This window comes from Jatrophihabitans cynanchi (assembly GCF_027247405.1).
In the GTDB taxonomy this organism is placed as follows: domain Bacteria; phylum Actinomycetota; class Actinomycetes; order Mycobacteriales; family Jatrophihabitantaceae; genus Jatrophihabitans_B; species Jatrophihabitans_B cynanchi.
Window position 1 is genome coordinate 2,617,384 of record NZ_CP097463.1, and the last position, 16,082, is coordinate 2,633,465.

Genomic DNA, 16,082 nt, shown 5'->3' on the forward strand with positions numbered 1-16,082 from the left:
TCCCCCCTGCTGTGACGAAATTGAGCGCCGGATTCTCGGCACACCAGGGGGGAAGCGGGAACGGTCAACAGGCTGGATAGGGTCCACGACGTGAGCGACCGCGACGACCTGCTGCAGCTGATCAAGGACCTGGCCGTGGTACACGGCAAAGTGGTGCTGTCCTCCGGCAAGGAGGCGGACTACTACGTCGACCTGCGCCGGGTCGCGCTGCACCGCACCGCGGCACCGCTGGTCGGCCGGGTGCTGCTCGAGCTGACCGCCGACTGGGACTACGACGCCGCCGGCGGCCTGACCCTCGGCGCGGACCCGGTCGGCACCGCGATCCTGCACGCGTCCGGCGGCACCAAGGACGCGTTCGTGGTGCGCAAGAGCGAGAAGCAGCACGGGCTGCAGCGCCGGATCGAAGGTCCGGACGTCGCCGGCCGGCGCGTGCTCGCCGTCGAGGACACCTCGACGACCGGCGGCAGCGTGCTCACGGCGGTCGAGGCGCTACGCGAGGCCGGGGCCGAGGTCGTGGGTGTTGCCGTGATCGTCGACCGCGGCGCCGGGCCGGCGGTCGAGGCCGCCGGGCTGCAGTACCGCGCCGCCTACAGCCTCGCGGATCTGGGCCTGTCCTGAGCGACGGACCGCAGGACGCGACCCCGGACCTGCCGGCCGAGTCCGGGATCGGGGTAGGGCCGCACCCGCGGCCCTGGCCGGACGATCCGCGGCTGGACCCGGACCTGCTCGCGGCTGGTGACCGGCGCAACGTGCTGGACCGCTACCGCTACTGGCACCTGGACGCGATCGTCGCCGATCTGGACACCCGCCGGCACGAGTTCGGCATCGCGATCGAGAACTGGCATCACGACCGCAACATCGGCACGGTCGTCCGCACTGCCAACGCGTTCCTGGCCCGCGAGGTCGTCATCGTCGGGCGGCGGCGCTGGAACCGCCGCGGCGCGATGGTCACCGATCGCTACCAGCACGTCGTGCACGTCGAGACGATCGCGCAGTTGCGCGCACACGCCGGCGACGTCCCGATCGTCGGCGTCGACAACCTTCCCGGCTCCGTCCCGATCGAGACGTTCGCCTTGCCGCGAAAGGTGATTCTGCTCTTCGGGCAGGAGAGTGTCGGGCTGACGGACGAGGCGCGGGCCGCGTGCGCCGCGGTGTGCTCGATCGCCCAGTACGGCTCGACCCGTTCGATCAATGCCGGGGTGGCCGCGGGAATCGCGATGCACGCCTGGATTCGGGCCCACGCCGCGCTACCGTAGTCGCGAGCGCTGGGAGGGAACCATGCGAATCGCGCACCTCGCCGAACCGGGAAACGGCTCGGCAACCAGAACAGCCCATACGGTGCTGGGCGTCGCGTCGGCCGTGCTGGTCACCGCGCTGATCGCTGGATGTGCCTCGACCACCAACGGCACGGGCAGCGGCGGGCAGCCGGCGACCGCCACTTCGACTCAGGACTTCCCGTCCGGCTCACCGGCGCCGGAGGCGACGGCCCCCACCGGTAGCGCGTTCCCGACAGCCAGCAGCGCCCCGACCGGCGGCAGCGCCCCGACGGCCAGCGCGGTCACGACCCACAGCAGCGCCCCGACGGGAGTGGACATCTCGACGTTCGTCGGCGAGTGGGGCGGCCACGGCCGGACGCTGACCATCACCGCGTCCGGCGCCGGCACGATCGTCTACCGCGCCTACAAGAACTGCAGCGACGACCCGAAGCCGCCGTGCGACAAGATCGAGAACAACGAGATCCACGACGGCGGCAAGCTGACCTTCCAGATCCTGGGCACTGCCAACGGCATGGGCAAGTGGGACGCGCACATCCGGATCGTCACGTCGAACGACCCGCAGTTCGCCGAGAAGACCACGGTGATCGAGTTCGATCAGGACACCGACGTGATCACCATGCCGTTCTTCAACTCCTCGACCTTCTGCGGTCCCAAGGCCGCGGCCGGCGCCTGCGGCGCCTGACTCCGGAACGGATGCGTTGCCGCGAGGCGAGCACGGCCGGCGAGGGTGCTCAGGACGGGGCGGCGGTCGAGTTCCGGACGATGAGCTCGGTGGCCAGTTCGACGTGGTGCGCGTCGATCCGCTCGCCGTTCGCGAGCCGCAACGCCGTGCGCAGCGCGACCGCGCCCATCCGGCGCAGGGGCTGCGCGACCGTGGTCAGCTGCGGCGAGGCCCCCCGCGCCACCTCGGTGTCGTCGAAGCCGACGATGCTGAGGTCCTCCGGCACGCGCCGCCCTCCACCAGGCCGTCCTCGCTGGCGGCCGTGCTGCTGACCGCGGTACCGGTCCTGGCGCTGTACATCGTGGGCCGCAAGCAGCTGCTCAGCGGGCTGAGCGCCGGTTTCACCAAGTAACGCCGGGGGTCAGATCTCCTGCTGCCGCAGGCTCCTTACACTTCCTGCTGCCGCAGGTAGAAGCCGAAGTGCGGCACCGTGAAGGCGATCTTGCCGCGCTGGCCTGAGTACACCAGGCCTTTCTTCAGCAGCCCGTCGCGGGCCGGGGAGAGCGACTGGGGCGGGCGACCGACCGACTCGGCGACGGCCGAGGTGGCCACCGGCTGATCGGGCGCATCCGGGTCGGCGACCTCGGCCATCGCCCGCAGGTACTCGCGCTCGGCCGGAGTGGCCCGCTCGTACCGCGAGCCGAAGAAACCCACCGCGAGCTCGGCCTGCGCCTCGGGTACCGCGACCGCTATGTCGGCGGCGGTGATCGGCGACCGGGGCGCCACGTCCCACGCCACCTTGCCGTACGCCTGCACGAAGTACGGATAGCCTCCGGTCGCCGCGTACATCGCGTCCAGCGCGGCATCGTCGAACGCGGCGTGCTCCTCCTGTGCCGGCCGCTGCAGCGCGGCATCGGCGGCGGCGCGATCGAGCCGGTCGATGCGCGCGTACCGGAACAGCCGCTCGGAGTAGGACTTGGACGCGGACAGCACCGCCGGAAGGTGCGGCAACCCGGCGCCGACCACGACGAGCGGCAACCCCTGTTGGGACACCTCGTGGCATGCGGCGCACAGCGCCGACACGTCATCGGGCATCAGGTCCTGCAGCTCGTCGATGAACAGCGCCACGCCGTGCCCGGTGTCGCCGGCGAGCCCGGACACGTCGGTGAACAGCTCGACCAGGTCGATCTCGATGTCGCCGGAGTCGGCGCGGCCGGTCACGACCGGCACGTCGATGCCGGGCTGCCAGCGGTCGCGCAGCTTCGGCGCCTTGCCGGACGCGGTGCGCGATTCGCGCTGCGCGAACGCCTTCAGCACCCCGAGCACGTGCTCGGCCTCGCCGCGGTTCGGCCGGGCGAGTTCGCGCACGGCCAGGTGCAGGGCCGCGGCCAGCGGGTGCCGCAGCGGTTGATCCGGGCGGGCCTCCAGCTTGCCGGTGCCCCAACCGCGCCGTACGGCGGCGCCGCGCATCGCGTTCAGCAGCACCGTCTTGCCCACCCCGCGCAGGCCGGTCAGCATGACCGAGCGTTCGGGGCGGGCGCGGGCGACCCGCTCGAGCAGCACGTCGAAGGCGGCCAGCTCGTTGTCGCGGCCGGCCAGCTCGGGCGGACGCTGCCCCGCGCCGGGGGCATAGGGGTTGCGCACCGGGTCCACGATCGGACTGTATCGGGGACTCTAGCGAATTCGGCAGACATCGCCAGAAAGCCGGATCGTGTCGCCGCGGCGCGGCTGCCCGATCGCGCGGTTCGCCCTCGAGGTCGCTGCTGGACGCGAGGTTGCCGAGCGCCTTCCCGGGATCACCAATCGCCGACGCCGGCGAGGGATTTCGACCGGTGCTCAGGTGGACGGCAGGGTGAGGATCTCGGCGCCGTCGTCGGTGACGACGAGGGTATGTTCCCACTGCGCGACCCAGGAACCGTCCTTGGTCAGGATGGTCCAGTCGTCGTCCCAGCTGTACCAGTCGACACCGCCGAGCGTGAGCATCGGCTCGATGGTGAAGGTCATCCCGGGCTCGAGCGGGGTCGTCGCGGTCGGCTCGTCGTAGTGCAGGATCGTCGGGCGGGTGTGAAAGCTCGGCCCGACCCCGTGCCCCGTGTAGTCGCGCACGACGCCGTAGCCGAAGCGGCGGGCGTAGGACTCGATCACGCGACCGATGACGCTCACCGGACGTCCGGGGCGCACCGCCTTGATGCCGCGCAGCATCGCCTCCCGGGTGCGCTCGCCGAGGTCGCGGACCTCGTCGGCGACCTCGCCGGCGTAGAACGTGGCGCAGGTGTCGCCGTGCACGCCGCCGACGTACGCGGTGATGTCGACCTTGACCACGTCACCGTCGTCGAGGCGTCTGGAGTCGGGGATGCCGTGGCAGATGACCTCGTTCACGCTGGTGCACAGCGACTTGGGAAACCCCCGGTAGCCCAAGGTGGACGGGTAGGCGCCGGCCGCGATCATGAACTCGTGGCCGATGCGGTCCAGCTCGTCGGTGGTGATACCGGGAGCGACGTGGCGGCCGACCTCGACGAGCGCGTCGGCCGCGATTCGGCCGGCGACGCGCATCCGCGCGATCGTGTCGGCGTCCTTGACCATCGGGTCGTCGAAGTCGGCCGGCGTGCCGGGCTTGGCGCCGACGTAGTGTGGCCGCGCGATCGCCGCCGGCACCGGCAGCCGTGGTGAGATCGTCCCTGGCTCTACCGGCGTGCTGGTGCGCATGGCGACCATTGTGCCAACCCGGCCGTGGGTCAGTACTGGAACTGACCCACCAGGGTGCGCAGCTCGGCGGACATGCGCGCCAGCTCGGCGGTGGCGCCGCGGCTGTCCTCCGCGCCTGCCGTGGTCACGCGCGCCGCATCGGCGACACCGCCGATGTTGTCGGCGATCTGCCCCGATCCGGACGCGGCGTCGGCGACCGACCGCGCCATCTCGTTCGTCGTCGCGGTCTGCTCCTCGACGGCCGCGGCGATCGTCGTGGCGTAGTCGCTGATCCGGCCGATGATCGTGCCGATCTCGGTGATCGCGCGGACCGCCCCGGCGGTGTCGTTCTGGATCGCGTCCACCCGGCGGCCGATGTCCTCGGTGGCGCGGGCCGTCTCCTGGGCGAGCTCCTTGACCTCGTTGGCGACCACGGCGAACCCCTTGCCCGCCTCGCCCGCGCGCGCCGCCTCGATGGTGGCGTTGAGCGCGAGCAGGTTGGTCTGCTCGGCGATGGCGGTGATCGTCTTGACGACCGCGCTGATCTCGCTGCTGGACTCGCGCAGCTTGTCCATGGTGATGTTCGCGGCGTCGGCCGACGCGACTGCTGTGGCGGCCACCCCGGCCGCCTCGCTCGCGTTCTGCGCGATCTCGCGGATGGAGCTGCCCATCTGCTCGGCGCCGCCGGCGACGGTCGACACGCTCGCGGTGATGCGCTCGGCGGCAGCCGAGACGACGGCCGCGCGGTCGGACGTCTGCTCGGCGCCGTCGGCGATCTGCTGGTTGGTGACCGACAGCTCCTCGGCCGAACTGGCCAGCGTGCCGGCGCTCTCGGCCAGCGCGGTCACCGTCTGCCGGATCGTCGCGACCGCATTGTCGAGGGCATCAGCCATCTGGCCGACCTCGTCGCGCGACGCCTCGCCGACGCGGCCCGTCAGGTCGCCGGCGGACATCCGCGTCAACACCGTGGAGACCTTGCGCAACGGGCGCAGGATGAACCGGCCCACCACGATTGCCAGGGCGATCGCCAGCGCGGCGCCGACGATCAGGGCCAGAATCGCGATCGTGCGGTTGCTGGAATAGGTGTCCGATGCGGCGCGGGCCGCGGGGTCGACGCCGGCATTGACCCTGTCGGCCAGCTTGTCCAGCGGTTCGGCGAACGCGTCATCGGCCTCGGCGAGCGGGCCGGTGATCGCGGCGTCGGCACGGATGGCGTCGCCGTCCTTGGCCGCGGCGACGACCTGCTGGTCACGCACCTGGCGCCACGCGGCGAGCTTGCCGGTGAAGTCGTCGAACTGCTGCTTCTGCACGGGGTCGTGGCTCGCCGTCACCGATGCGCGGAGCGCGGACACCGCGCGGTCCATCTCGTTGTCGGTGTCGGACGACGCGCTCATCGCGTCGTCGAACGCCTTGGCGTCATGGGCGGACGCGACGGCGTACACGTTCACGCGCATGTCGCCCTCCATGTCGCGCAGCACGTCCAGGTGCTGCAGGGTGGCGCCGATGCGCGCGAGCTGTTGCGCCTTGTCGTTCACCGAGCCGAGGCCCGCGGTGCCCAGGATCGCCACGACGAGCACGCCGGCAACGCCGGTGCCCGCCATCAGCGCCAGCTTGGTGCGGACGCGGGCGTGCCGCAGTGACAGCACCTGCGGGCGCTGCGGGGTGTTTCGGTCCACCGGGTGGCTCCTGGTCGTAGCGAGGTGATCGATCCCTCATCGGCCGCCACGAGCCGCACGTGAGCCCCGCGGGGCGTCAGACCTCCACTACCATCGGCATCAGCATCGGGCGGCGGCGGTACTCCCGGTCCACCCAGCGGCCGACGGTGCGGCGTACCAGGTGCGCGATCGCGTCGGAGTCGCGCGTGCCGTCGGCCAGCGCCTTCTCGACGAGCTCGACGAGCTCGGCGTTGATCGGATCCAGCGCCGCGGGATCGTCGCTGAAGCCACGCGCGGTGATCTCCGGCCCGAACACGACCTTCCCCAGCTCCAGGTCGACGGCGACCAGGATGGACAGGAAGCCCTCCTCGCCGAGGATGCGCCGGTCCTTGAGCGTCGCGTCGCCGATATCGCCGACCTCCAGGCCGTCGACGTAGACGTAGCCGACCGGGATCTTTCCGGTTATCGTGGCCAGCCCGTCGACGAGATCGACGACGGTGCCGTCCTCGGCGAGCATGATCCGCTCGTCCGGAATGCCCATCGAGCGCGCGATCGCCGCATGCGCGCGCAGGTGCCGCCACTCACCGTGCACCGGCATGTGGTTCGCCGGCCGCACCGCGTTGATCAGGTAGCGCAGCTCGCCGGCCGGCGCGTGCCCGGACACGTGCACCAGCGCCGTCGACTTGTGCACCACGGTCGCGCCGAGCCGGGACAGCCCGTTGATGACCTGGCCGACCGACGTCTCGTTGCCGGGGATGAGCGAGGATGCGAGCAGGATGGTGTCGTCGGCGGAGATGCGGACGGTCTGGTGCTCGCGGTTCGCCATCCGCGACAGCGCCGACAGCGGCTCACCCTGCGAGCCGGTGGAGATCAGCATGACCCGGCGGGACGGCAGCTCCTCGGCCAGCTTGAGGTCGATCAGCACCCCGTCCGGCACCCGCAGCAGCCCCAGTTCGCGGGCGATCTGCATGTTGCGCACCATCGAGCGGCCGACCAGCGCGACCTGGCGTTCACTCGCGACCGCGGCGTCCAGAACCTGCTGCACGCGGTGCACGTGCGAGGCGAAGCAGGCCACGATGATGCGGCCGGGTGCCTTGTGGATCACGTCGGCGACGACCTTGCCCACGTCCCGTTCGGACGGGATGAAGCCGGGCACCTCCGCGTTCGTCGAGTCGGCAAGGAGCAGGTCGACCCCTTGGTCGCCGAGGCGGGAGAAGCCGGGCAGGTCGGTGAGCCGGCCGTCGAGCGGCGTCTGGTCCATCTTGAAGTCACCGGTGTGCAGCACGGTCTGCTCGCCGGCGGTGATCGCCACGGCAAGGGCGTCCGGGATCGAGTGGTTGACGGCGAAGAACTCCAGGTTCCACGCCCCGACACCGGTCCGCTCGCCTTCGCGCACCTGGCGCAGGTCGGGTTTGATCTGGTGCTGGTTGAGCTTGGCGGCGACCAGCGCGAGCGTCAGCCGGGAGCCGATCACCGGTATGTCGCGGCGCTCGCGCAACAGGTACGGCAGCGCGCCGATGTGATCCTCGTGCCCGTGCGTCAGCACCACCGCGTCGATGTCGCCGAGCCGGTCGGCGAAGTGCGACCAGTCCGGCAGGGTGATGTCGACGCCGGGAGAGTTCGTCTTGCCGAGCAACATCCCGCAGTCGACGACGAGCAATCGGCCGCCGAACTCGAACATGGTCATGTTGCGGCCGATCTCCTTGATGCCGCCGAGTGCCACGATCCGCAGCCCTCCGGCCGGCAGCTTCGGCGGCGCGCTGAGACCGGGCGCACCCGGTGCCTTGCCCTGTGCTGTCACCCCACGAGGCTATCGACCCGCGGCGCGGGCGGCAGCGGCTGACCTGATCCGCGGCGTGCAGGCGCTACGGTCACCTGCATGACAACGGCTTTGGACTCCGGTGACATCACCAAGATCGGCGTCGGCGCCACGATCGCGATCGTGGTCATCGGGCTGATCCTCGGCATGATCATCACCGCGCTGGTGGCCCGGGTGATCATCCTGGTGATCGTCGTGGCGCTGGGTGTGTTCATCTGGCAACAGCGCGCGGTGATCCAGGACCACGTGAACAAGTGCGAACTGAACATGACGTTCTTCGGCGTACATCTCGATGCGCCGGACAGCGTGGTGAAGGCGTGTCACGAGCGAGGGAAGTAGCCGAACCGGTATCGCTCAGTCCGGCGGGGTGCGCCGCCGGCTCTGCACGTAGTGGATCGCGGCCGGGATCAGGCCGATGACCACGACCACCACGACGGCGTAGTCGACGTAGCCCTTGTGGTCCTGGACGAACTTGACGTGCCCGAGCCGCTCACCCAGCAGCAGCACGCCGTCGGCCCAGATCACCCCGCCGATGACGCTGTACAGCGCGTACACCGAGAAGCGCATCCGGCCGACGCCTGCCATCACCGTGGCGACCGTGCGCACGATCGGCACGAACCGGCCGATCAGGATGGTCCACGAGCCGAAGCGCGCGAAGAACTCGTGCGAGCGCTGCACGTACTCCGGCCGGAACAGCCGCGAGTCGGGACGGTCGAAGACACGCGGCCCCACGCGGTAGCCGATCCAGTAGCCGACCAGGTTGCCCAGCACCGCGCCGATCGGCACCAGCACCAGGAACGCGGCGAGCGAGGTGTGGATCTTGCCGGTGGCGATCGCGATGCCGGCAGCGAACAGCAGCGTGTCGCCGGGCAGGAAGAAGCCGATCAGCAGGCCGCACTCGGCGAACAGGATCACGGTGACGACCAGCAGCGCGGAGCTGCCGAGCAGGTTGTCCGGGCTGATCGGGTTCGCGAGGAGCACGCGGCGAGTCTACGGACGCGACGTGAGCCGGCCGGGCTCGTCCTCAGCCAGCCGGAGTGCTCGGCACCGAAGCGTGCCAGGCGGTCAGCAGTTCGGACTCGCGGTCCGCGGCCAGGCCCGGGGTGCGCGGGCCGGCCGTCCAGTCGAGCGAACGCTGCCAGGCCCAGGTGTCGGCCACCGTGTCCGCGAGCGGGCGCCAGCTCAGCCCGGCGGCTTCGGCGGCCGCGGTGTCGTGCGTGAACAGCCCACGCGCGCCCGGTGCCCACAGCGGCAGTTCGGTCCACGGCGTGACGCCCTGCTCCACCGGCCAGGCGTCGCCGACATAGGTGAAGCCCGCGTCCGAGCCGGTGATCCGGCGGCAGGCCGCCATCAGGTCGGCGCGGGTGTCGCGCCCACTCGGTCCGCCGGTCTCGAACGTGCCCGGCACCGCGGCCAGCGCGAACGCGGCGAGATCGCGCGCATCGATCAGCGCGATCGCGTCGTCCGGAGCGCCGGGCACCAGGACCTCACCGCCGCGCGCGACCCGGTCGATCCACCACGGCAGCCGCCCCACCTGCGAGTCGTCCGGGCCGACGATGCACCCCGCGCGCAGCGCCGTGCTGCGGCCGGCACCGAAGGCACGCGCCGCGGCCAGCTCGCAGCCGGCCTTGAGCCAGCCGTACGCGGCACCGGGGTCCAGGCCCGCGGGCACGTCGCCGGCCGTCGCATCCGGGTCACCGGCGTGGGTGCCGAGGCGCTGGTAGTCGGCCTCGTCCGGCCAGCCCGGGAAGACGTTGATGGTGGACACGAACGCGTAATGGCCGCAGCGCGCGGCGAGCAGTCCGGCGCTGCGGGCGACGTCCGCCGGCTCGTAGCCGCTGGTGTCCACGACGACGTCGAAGCTGCGGCCGGCGAGCTGGGCCAGGTCGGCGGCCGCGGTGCGGTCGCCGGTGATCTGCTCGACGCCGTCCGGGGCGACGCCGGAGCGGCCACGGTTGAACACGGCTACGCGGGCTCCCTGGGCCAGCGCGGTCGACACGACGGCGCGGCCGAGGAAGACCGTGCCGCCCAGCACCAAGATATCCATGGCGCCGAGCCGATCACGTCCGGAGGCGCCCGTCGAGATCCGTTCGCCGAGCGCTGACTACCTTTCGGGACGCTGCTCGCGCGGGGGCGTGCGATCGGTCGACGGCTTGTCCATCGCCGAGCGCACCAGGCCGAGCAGGATCGCGGCGACCGGGACGGCGATCAGGAACCGGACCAGGGCGGTCTCGACCGAGATCGTCTGGTCGACCAACGCCTGCCACATCGTGGGCGCGGCGAACAGCAGCGCGCACAGCAGCACCGAGCCGCGGAACATCAGCGTGCCAGTCCGGCGAGCTTGTCCAGCAGCAGCACGGCCCAGCTCGAGCGGGTCGGGACGGCGCCGTCGAGCAGGGCGACCGGGACGCCGAGTTGCCAGACGGACGCGGGGCTGGCGGTCAGCGCGGCGTTGTCGACCACGAGCGCATCCACGGTCCGGAACCCGGCGCTCAGCGCGCGCGTGTCGGCCGGCTTGCGGGTCGCGTCCACGTGCAGCAGCACGGCGTCCGGCGTGAGTGCCGCGATGACGTCCTGGGCCCACCCGGCGTCGTGCGCATCGTTCGCGATTGCGATGACGGCCGGACGGGTGCCGGTGAGGCGGTGGGCCGCGGCGACGATGGAGGCCTGCCACGGGTCGGCGACCTCGTGTGGTCCGGCGCAGCCCGCCGTCCACACCTCGTCGGCACTCAGCCGCAGTTGCGCCGCGATGGACCCGGCCGCATGCACGATCGCGTGCGCCGGCCCGACGACGGCGATGATGCGCCCGGGTGCCGCGGGCAGCGTGGGCGCCTGCGGCAGCCGGGTGACGAGTTCCTCGACTGCCGCGTAGCGATGTGCGGCGCCGGCCGGCACCCAGTCGACGGGCACGCCGATCTCGGTGAGGTCGCGGCGCAGCCCGAGATCGGAGGCGGCGGCCGGCACGGCGGGAGCCGCAGGAGCGGGCGCGGGAACAGCCGTCGGAGCTGTGCGGCCGGCGGCCGCGATCGGCTCGGGGATCGGTTCGAAGCTGGGGCGGAACTCGGCCGCCGCCGGGTCGGCCGACGCCTGTTCGGTCTTGGCCGCCTGCGACGGAGCCCAGGCCGGCACCTGGTGCCGGACCGGGAACTGGACCTGCTGCGGCTGGGACTGGACCTGCTGGGCCGCGGGCCGTGCCGGCTGTGGCACCGCCCGCTCGGCCGTCTTCTGTGCGGCCATGTCCAGCAGCAGCTGGGCGAACTCGGCGTTCGGGCCCTCCAGCCGAGCCGAAGCCGCGGTCCTGGCGGCCGGCGCGGGGGCGCCGGCGACGGGTGCGACGGTACCGGTGCGGTCGGCCGAGTCGGCCGCGTCGATCAGGGCGGCGAGCGGGTCACCGGCCAGGTTGCCCGGGTCGGCGAATCCGTCCGGGTGCGTTGCCGGGACGTCGGTGCGTGCCCGCTCGTACGGTGCTGGCGCGTCCAGGAGTTCGTAGTGCACGCCGACGAGCGGGCGGGCAAAGAAGCCGAGCACACCCCCGTCGCGCGCGTGCGTCACCTCGACGACATGTACCTGGCCCGGGTGCTCGGCGTCGAGGTCGGCCAGCAGGGCGTCGAGGTCGGGGCCCTCACGGTACAAGGTTGCGGACGTCATCGATCATCCCAATCGCGTTGACGGCGACCGAGCCGGCGGACAGCTCGGTATAGGACAGGACGGGCAGCGCGGGCACCGACAGGCGCACCAGCCGCCGCAGGGGCATGCGGATCTGCGCGGCGCAGACCAGGACCGGTTTGGTGCCGCGCGCGGACTCCTCGCTGTAGCGCTCGGCGATCGCGTTGATCAGGGCCTCGGCCATGCCGGGGTCGAGCACGAGCTGCGCGCCGCCGTCGCCGGGACGCACCGCCTCGAGCATCGCCTGCTGCATCCGCGGCTCGACGGTGAGCGCGTCCAGCTGGCCCTCGGTCGCCAGCGAGGCGGTGATCGCCGGGGCGAGCGCGCCGCGGGCGGCCTCGACGAGGCGGTCCGGGTCGGTGCCGCCCTTCGCGGCCACGGACAGCGCTTCGTAGATGCGGACGAGGTCGCGGATCGACACGCCCTCGTCCAGCAACGCGTGCAGCACCCGCTGGATCTCGCCGAGCGACAGCAGCGCGGGCGTGAGGTCCTCGACGACCACCGGGTGCGAACGCTTGAGCGCACGGGTGGCCGCGGCGACCTCCTCGCGGCCGAGCAGCCGGCTCGCGTGCTGGCGGACGATCTCGGACAGGTGCGTGATGATCAGCGACGAGCGGTCGACGACGGTGGCGCCGAGCAGCTCGGCCTGGCCGCGCAGCTCGATCGGCAGCCACTTGCCGGCGAGGCCGAACACCGGTTCGCGGGCCGGTTTGCCGGGCAGACCGTCCAGGCCGTCGCCGATCGCGAGGACCATGCCGGCCGGCGCCTGGCCGCGGGCCAGCTCGACGGCGTTGATGTTGATCGCGTAGGTCGAGTGCGGCAGCGTGACGCTGTCGCGGGTGCGGACGGGCGGCATGACCACGCCGAGCTCGGCGGCCAGCGTGCGGCGCAGCGCGCGAACCCGGTCGAGCAGGTCGGCGCCGGGGCCGTCGACGAGCGGGACGAGGTCGGCCGAGAGCACCAGCTCGAGCGGGTCGACGGCCAGCTCGCTGAGCAGGCTCTCCTCGGCGTTCGGTGCTGCGGCGTCGGTGGCCTCCTCGGCGACGGCCTCCTCGGCATCGGTCGGCTTCGGCAGCCGGCTGGCCATGAACATCAGCCCGCCGCCGACGAGCAGGAACGGCAGCTTGGGCAGGCCGGGGACGACGCACAGCAGCAGCGCGGCACCGCCGGCGATGCGCACCGCCCGGCGTTGCCCGCCGAGCTGGCGGGCCACGACCGTGCCCATGTCGTCGGAGTCGCTGGAGCGGGTCACGATCAGGCCGGTCGACACCGACAGCAGCAGCGCCGGGATCTGGCTGACCAGGCCGTCGCCGACGCTGAGCAGGCTGTACGTCGACAGCGCCTGGCTCAGCGTCAGGTGGTGGGTGGTCATCCCGATCGCGAAGCCGCCGATCAGGTTGATGAACGTGATGATGATGGCCGCGATCGCGTCGCCCTTCACGAACCGCGTCGCGCCGTCCATCGCGCCGTAGAAGTCGGCTTCCGAGGCGATCTCGGCGCGCCGCTTGCGGGCAGACTTCTCGTCGATCAGCCCCGCGTTCAGGTCGGCGTCGATCGCCATCTGCTTGCCGGGCATCGCGTCCAGGGTGAACCGGGCGCCCACTTCCGCGACGCGCCCGGCACCGTTGGTGATGACGATGAACTGGATGACCAGCAAGATCGCGAAGATCACCAGTCCGATCACCAGCGAACCGCCGATGACGAAGTGGCCGAACGCCGAGATGACGTTGCCCGCGAAGCCGTCGGTGAGCACGAGCCGGGTGGCGCTGATGTTCAGGGCGAGCCGGAACAGCGTGGCGACCAGGAGCAGCGACGGGAAGCTGGAGAAATCGAGCGGGCGCTTGACGTACATGGAGACGAGCACCACGAGCACGGCGCCGGTGATGTTCGCCGCGATCAGCAGGTCGAGCAGCGCCGCAGGCATCGGCACCACGAGCATCACGACGATCGCGACGACGCCGATGGGCACGGCCAGTTGGCTGAGCCTGCCTGTCTTCACGGCACCCCTCGGTCAGGAAATCGGACGCGTACGCGTTGCTCGCGGGCATCCGACCCTGTACTGAGTGCCGTCCTGGCAGCCTGTCCATCGGCAAGGGTCGCGTGGACTTGAGCAGTACTGTCCTGCTCGGCATGCCGCCGCGACGGGCGCCGGCTCAGCGGGCCATCGCGAGGGTGCGGACGACGTGCGTGCCGGCGGCCGAGCCCCGCTTCTTCAGCGTCATGATGAAGGCGAGGACGGTGGCCACGGCCTTGTACAGGTCCGGGGGGATCTCCTGGCCGATCTCGCACGACTTGTGCAGAGTCCGGGCCAGCGGGATGTCGCGCACCATCGGCACCCGGTGCTGCTCGGCCAGCGCCCTGATCCGGGCGGCCACCTGGTCGGCGCCCTTGGCCACCACGCGGGGGGCGCCGCGCGCCGGGTCGTACCTCAGTGCCACCGCCACGTGCGTCGGGTTGACCACGACGACGTCGGCGGTGGGGACATCGGCCATCATCCGGTTGCGGGCCATGGCCAGTGCGCGGGCCCGGCGCATCCCGCGCACGTGCGGGTCGCCCTCGGCACTCTTGTACTCGTCCTTGATCTCCTGCTTGGTCATCTTCAACTGCTTGTTGTTGCGGCGCCGCACGACCGCGTAGTCGGCGCCGGCCATGACCAGGCCCGCGACGGCGGCGTAGCGCAGCACGTTCAGCGCGGTGGACACGCAGATCTGCATCAACGCCGACAACGGCAGCGATCCGGAGCCGTAGACGGTCGGGACGAGACGACGCACCGACACGTACACGACCACGCCCAGGGCGGTCGTCTTCAGCAGCGCCTTGACCAGCGCCCACGCCCCGTGCGGGCCGAACATGCGCTTGATGCCGGACAGCGGGTTCAGCCGTTTGAACTGCGGCTTGAGCAGCTTGGGCGCGAACCAGAATCCACCCTGCGCCACCGCCGAGGCGACGCCGACCAGGGCGATCAGCAGGATCATCGGCAGCACCGCGTGAAACGCCTGGGACATCGCGTCGCTGGCCACCGAGATCGCCTCGCCGGTGTCCGGGGTGTGGATCACCGCGCCGACGCGCACCAGTGCCTCGGTCGCGGCGTCCATCAGCGAGGACGCGACGTGCGGCACCACGAACGAGGCGGCGAGCATGCCCAGCCAGGCGCCGACCTCGGGGGTGTTGCCGATCTGCCCGTCGTGCCTGGCCTTCTTGCGCCGCTTCGGGGTGGCCTTCTCGGTGCGGTCGCCGCCGCTGCCGCCGCCGCTCATGTCCTGCCCCGGGTCATCGGGCGCGTCATCCCGTCACCGCCGACACGACGTCGTTGGCGCGGTGCGCGATCTGGATGACCGTGCCGGGCATCAGCGTGAAGCCCAGCCCGACGAGCAGCAGCGTCAGCCCGATCTTGACGGGGAAGCTCATCGAGAACGCATTGAGCTGGGGGGCGATGCGGTTGAGCACGCCGAGCGCGATGTCGGCGATGAACAGCACGACGATCAGCGGGCCGGCGATCTGCAGCGCCGACACGAACATCTCGGTGACGACGTGCGTGAGCATCTCGGACAGCCGTCCGAGCGACAGCGTGCCGTCGAGCGGGATTGCCGCGAAGGTCCGCAGGAAGCCTTGGAAGATCAGCAGGTGCGCGTTGGTGGCGAAGATCAGCGTGGTGCACAGCAGGCCGTAGAAGCGCCCGTAGACCGAGGTGGTGGTGGTCATCAGCGGCTCGTACGCGGCTGAGAGCGAGAACCCGCCGAACAGGTCGAGCATCCCGCCCGCCGCCTCGACCGCGGTGAACAGCAGCCGGGTGAGGAACCCGAGCGCGGCACCGATCAGGACCTGCTCCAGCAGCGCGCCCGCCATCGGGACGACCTCCGCGGCCGGCGCGTGCGCGCGCGCCTGGGGCACCATCGCCAGCGCCAGACCGACCGACAGGATCGTCTTCACCGGCAGCGGCACGCCGCCGGTCGCGATCGGCGGCGCGATGAGCATCCACGCCAGGATCCGCGCGCTGACCAGCAGCAGCGTGACCAGCGTGGCGGCCTGGACGTCGAACTGCATGGACTCAGCCGAGCAGCTGGGGGATCGACTCGAACAGCTGCCGGGTGAAGGTCAGCATCGTGTTCAGCATCCAGTGCCCGCACACCAGCAGCGCGACCGCGACGCCCACCGCCTTCGGCACGAACGCCAGGGTGAACTCCTGGATCTGGGTCGCCGACTGGAACAGCGAGACGGCGAAGCCGATCACCAGGGCGGTGAGCAGCGCCGGCGCGGCCAGCTTGGCGGCGACCAGCATGACCTCGTAGCCGAGGTGGATGATCTGGGTATCAGTCATG

16 protein-coding genes and 2 pseudogenes are annotated in these 16,082 nt (G+C 71.5%); 5 read left to right on the plus strand and 13 right to left on the minus strand.

Features of this window, described 5'->3' with window-relative positions:
- The first annotated feature begins 90 nt into the window (after positions 1 to 90).
- The 3 genes from pyrE to M6B22_RS12720 are packed head-to-tail and all read left to right on the plus strand — an operon-like array spanning position 91 to position 1,959.
- A complete protein-coding gene (pyrE, locus tag M6B22_RS12710) occupies positions 91 to 618 on the plus strand; it encodes an orotate phosphoribosyltransferase (protein ID WP_269441923.1) in 528 nt (175 codons plus the stop codon).
- A complete protein-coding gene (locus M6B22_RS12715; protein WP_407935698.1) occupies positions 615 to 1,256 on the plus strand; it encodes a TrmH family RNA methyltransferase in 642 nt (213 codons plus the stop codon). Before pyrE ends, M6B22_RS12715 begins: the two co-directional genes overlap by 4 nt.
- A gap of 22 nt (positions 1,257 to 1,278) precedes the next feature.
- Positions 1,279 to 1,959, plus strand: a complete 681-nt coding sequence (locus M6B22_RS12720; protein WP_269441925.1) for a hypothetical protein — start codon at positions 1,279 to 1,281, stop codon at positions 1,957 to 1,959.
- A 49-nt stretch (positions 1,960 to 2,008) separates the two neighbouring features.
- Here M6B22_RS12720 and M6B22_RS12725 read toward each other — a convergent pair.
- Positions 2,009 to 2,233, minus strand: a pseudogene (locus M6B22_RS12725) (substrate-binding domain-containing protein); the annotation flags it as partial.
- A 9-nt stretch (positions 2,234 to 2,242) separates the two neighbouring features.
- Here M6B22_RS12725 and M6B22_RS22220 point away from each other — a divergent pair.
- Positions 2,243 to 2,350 (plus strand): annotated as a pseudogene (locus M6B22_RS22220) (carbohydrate ABC transporter permease); the annotation flags it as partial.
- Positions 2,351 to 2,385: 35 nt separating this feature from the next.
- On the opposite strand, the gene M6B22_RS12730 reads toward M6B22_RS22220, so the two are convergent.
- The 4 genes from M6B22_RS12730 to M6B22_RS12745 all read right to left on the minus strand — a co-directional run bounded on the left by M6B22_RS12730 (position 2,386) and on the right by M6B22_RS12745 (position 8,079).
- Entirely contained in the window at positions 2,386 to 3,591 is a 1,206-nt protein-coding gene (locus tag M6B22_RS12730) for an ATP-binding protein (RefSeq protein WP_269441927.1), read from the minus strand.
- 183 nt (positions 3,592 to 3,774) lie between these two features.
- Positions 3,775 to 4,644: a type I methionyl aminopeptidase gene (gene map / locus M6B22_RS12735; protein WP_269441928.1), complete on the minus strand. Its 870-nt coding sequence runs from the start codon at positions 4,642 to 4,644 to the stop codon at positions 3,775 to 3,777.
- Positions 4,645 to 4,673: 29 nt separating this feature from the next.
- Positions 4,674 to 6,299, minus strand: a complete 1,626-nt coding sequence (locus M6B22_RS12740; RefSeq protein ID WP_269441929.1) for a methyl-accepting chemotaxis protein — start codon at positions 6,297 to 6,299, stop codon at positions 4,674 to 4,676.
- A gap of 76 nt (positions 6,300 to 6,375) precedes the next feature.
- Positions 6,376 to 8,079, minus strand: a complete 1,704-nt coding sequence (locus M6B22_RS12745; RefSeq protein WP_269441930.1) for a ribonuclease J — start codon at positions 8,077 to 8,079, stop codon at positions 6,376 to 6,378.
- A gap of 78 nt (positions 8,080 to 8,157) precedes the next feature.
- Here M6B22_RS12745 and M6B22_RS12750 point away from each other — a divergent pair, with 78 nt between their 5' ends.
- Positions 8,158 to 8,436: a hypothetical protein gene (locus M6B22_RS12750; RefSeq protein WP_269441931.1), complete on the plus strand. Its 279-nt coding sequence runs from the start codon at positions 8,158 to 8,160 to the stop codon at positions 8,434 to 8,436.
- 15 nt (positions 8,437 to 8,451) lie between these two features.
- On the opposite strand, the gene M6B22_RS12755 is transcribed toward M6B22_RS12750, so the two are convergent.
- From M6B22_RS12755 to M6B22_RS12790, 8 genes are all read right to left on the minus strand, one after another.
- Complete coding sequence (locus tag M6B22_RS12755) at positions 8,452 to 9,078, minus strand: DedA family protein (RefSeq protein WP_269441932.1); 627 nt, start codon at positions 9,076 to 9,078, stop codon at positions 8,452 to 8,454.
- 43 nt (positions 9,079 to 9,121) lie between these two features.
- Positions 9,122 to 10,144 (minus strand): NAD-dependent epimerase/dehydratase family protein, encoded by a 1,023-nt coding sequence (locus M6B22_RS12760; RefSeq protein ID WP_269441933.1) that lies wholly within the window; start codon positions 10,142 to 10,144, stop codon positions 9,122 to 9,124.
- Between the two features lie 57 nt (positions 10,145 to 10,201).
- On the minus strand, positions 10,202 to 10,417 hold the full coding sequence (locus M6B22_RS12765; RefSeq protein ID WP_269441934.1) for a hypothetical protein: 216 nt from the start codon (positions 10,415 to 10,417) through the stop codon (positions 10,202 to 10,204).
- Positions 10,417 to 11,745 carry a hypothetical protein gene (locus tag M6B22_RS12770; protein WP_269441935.1) on the minus strand — a complete coding sequence of 443 codons (1,329 nt, stop codon included), beginning with the start codon at positions 11,743 to 11,745 and terminating at the stop codon, positions 10,417 to 10,419. The genes M6B22_RS12765 and M6B22_RS12770 overlap by 1 nt, the downstream gene beginning before the upstream one ends.
- Positions 11,720 to 13,762, minus strand: coding sequence for a flagellar biosynthesis protein FlhA (locus M6B22_RS12775; RefSeq protein ID WP_269441936.1), 2,043 nt, complete (start codon positions 13,760 to 13,762; stop codon positions 11,720 to 11,722). Before M6B22_RS12775 ends, M6B22_RS12770 begins: the two co-directional genes overlap by 26 nt.
- Positions 13,763 to 13,916: 154 nt before the next feature.
- Complete coding sequence (locus M6B22_RS12780; protein WP_269441937.1) at positions 13,917 to 15,020, minus strand: EscU/YscU/HrcU family type III secretion system export apparatus switch protein; 1,104 nt, start codon at positions 15,018 to 15,020, stop codon at positions 13,917 to 13,919.
- A 25-nt stretch (positions 15,021 to 15,045) separates the two neighbouring features.
- A complete protein-coding gene (locus M6B22_RS12785) occupies positions 15,046 to 15,807 on the minus strand; it encodes a flagellar biosynthetic protein FliR (RefSeq protein WP_269441938.1) in 762 nt (253 codons plus the stop codon).
- A 4-nt stretch (positions 15,808 to 15,811) separates the two neighbouring features.
- The gene (locus M6B22_RS12790) at positions 15,812 to 16,081 is read right to left on the minus strand and encodes a flagellar biosynthetic protein FliQ (protein WP_269441939.1); all 270 of its coding nucleotides are present in this window, start codon (positions 16,079 to 16,081) and stop codon (positions 15,812 to 15,814) included.
- Between the last annotated feature and the right edge of the window lies 1 nt (position 16,082).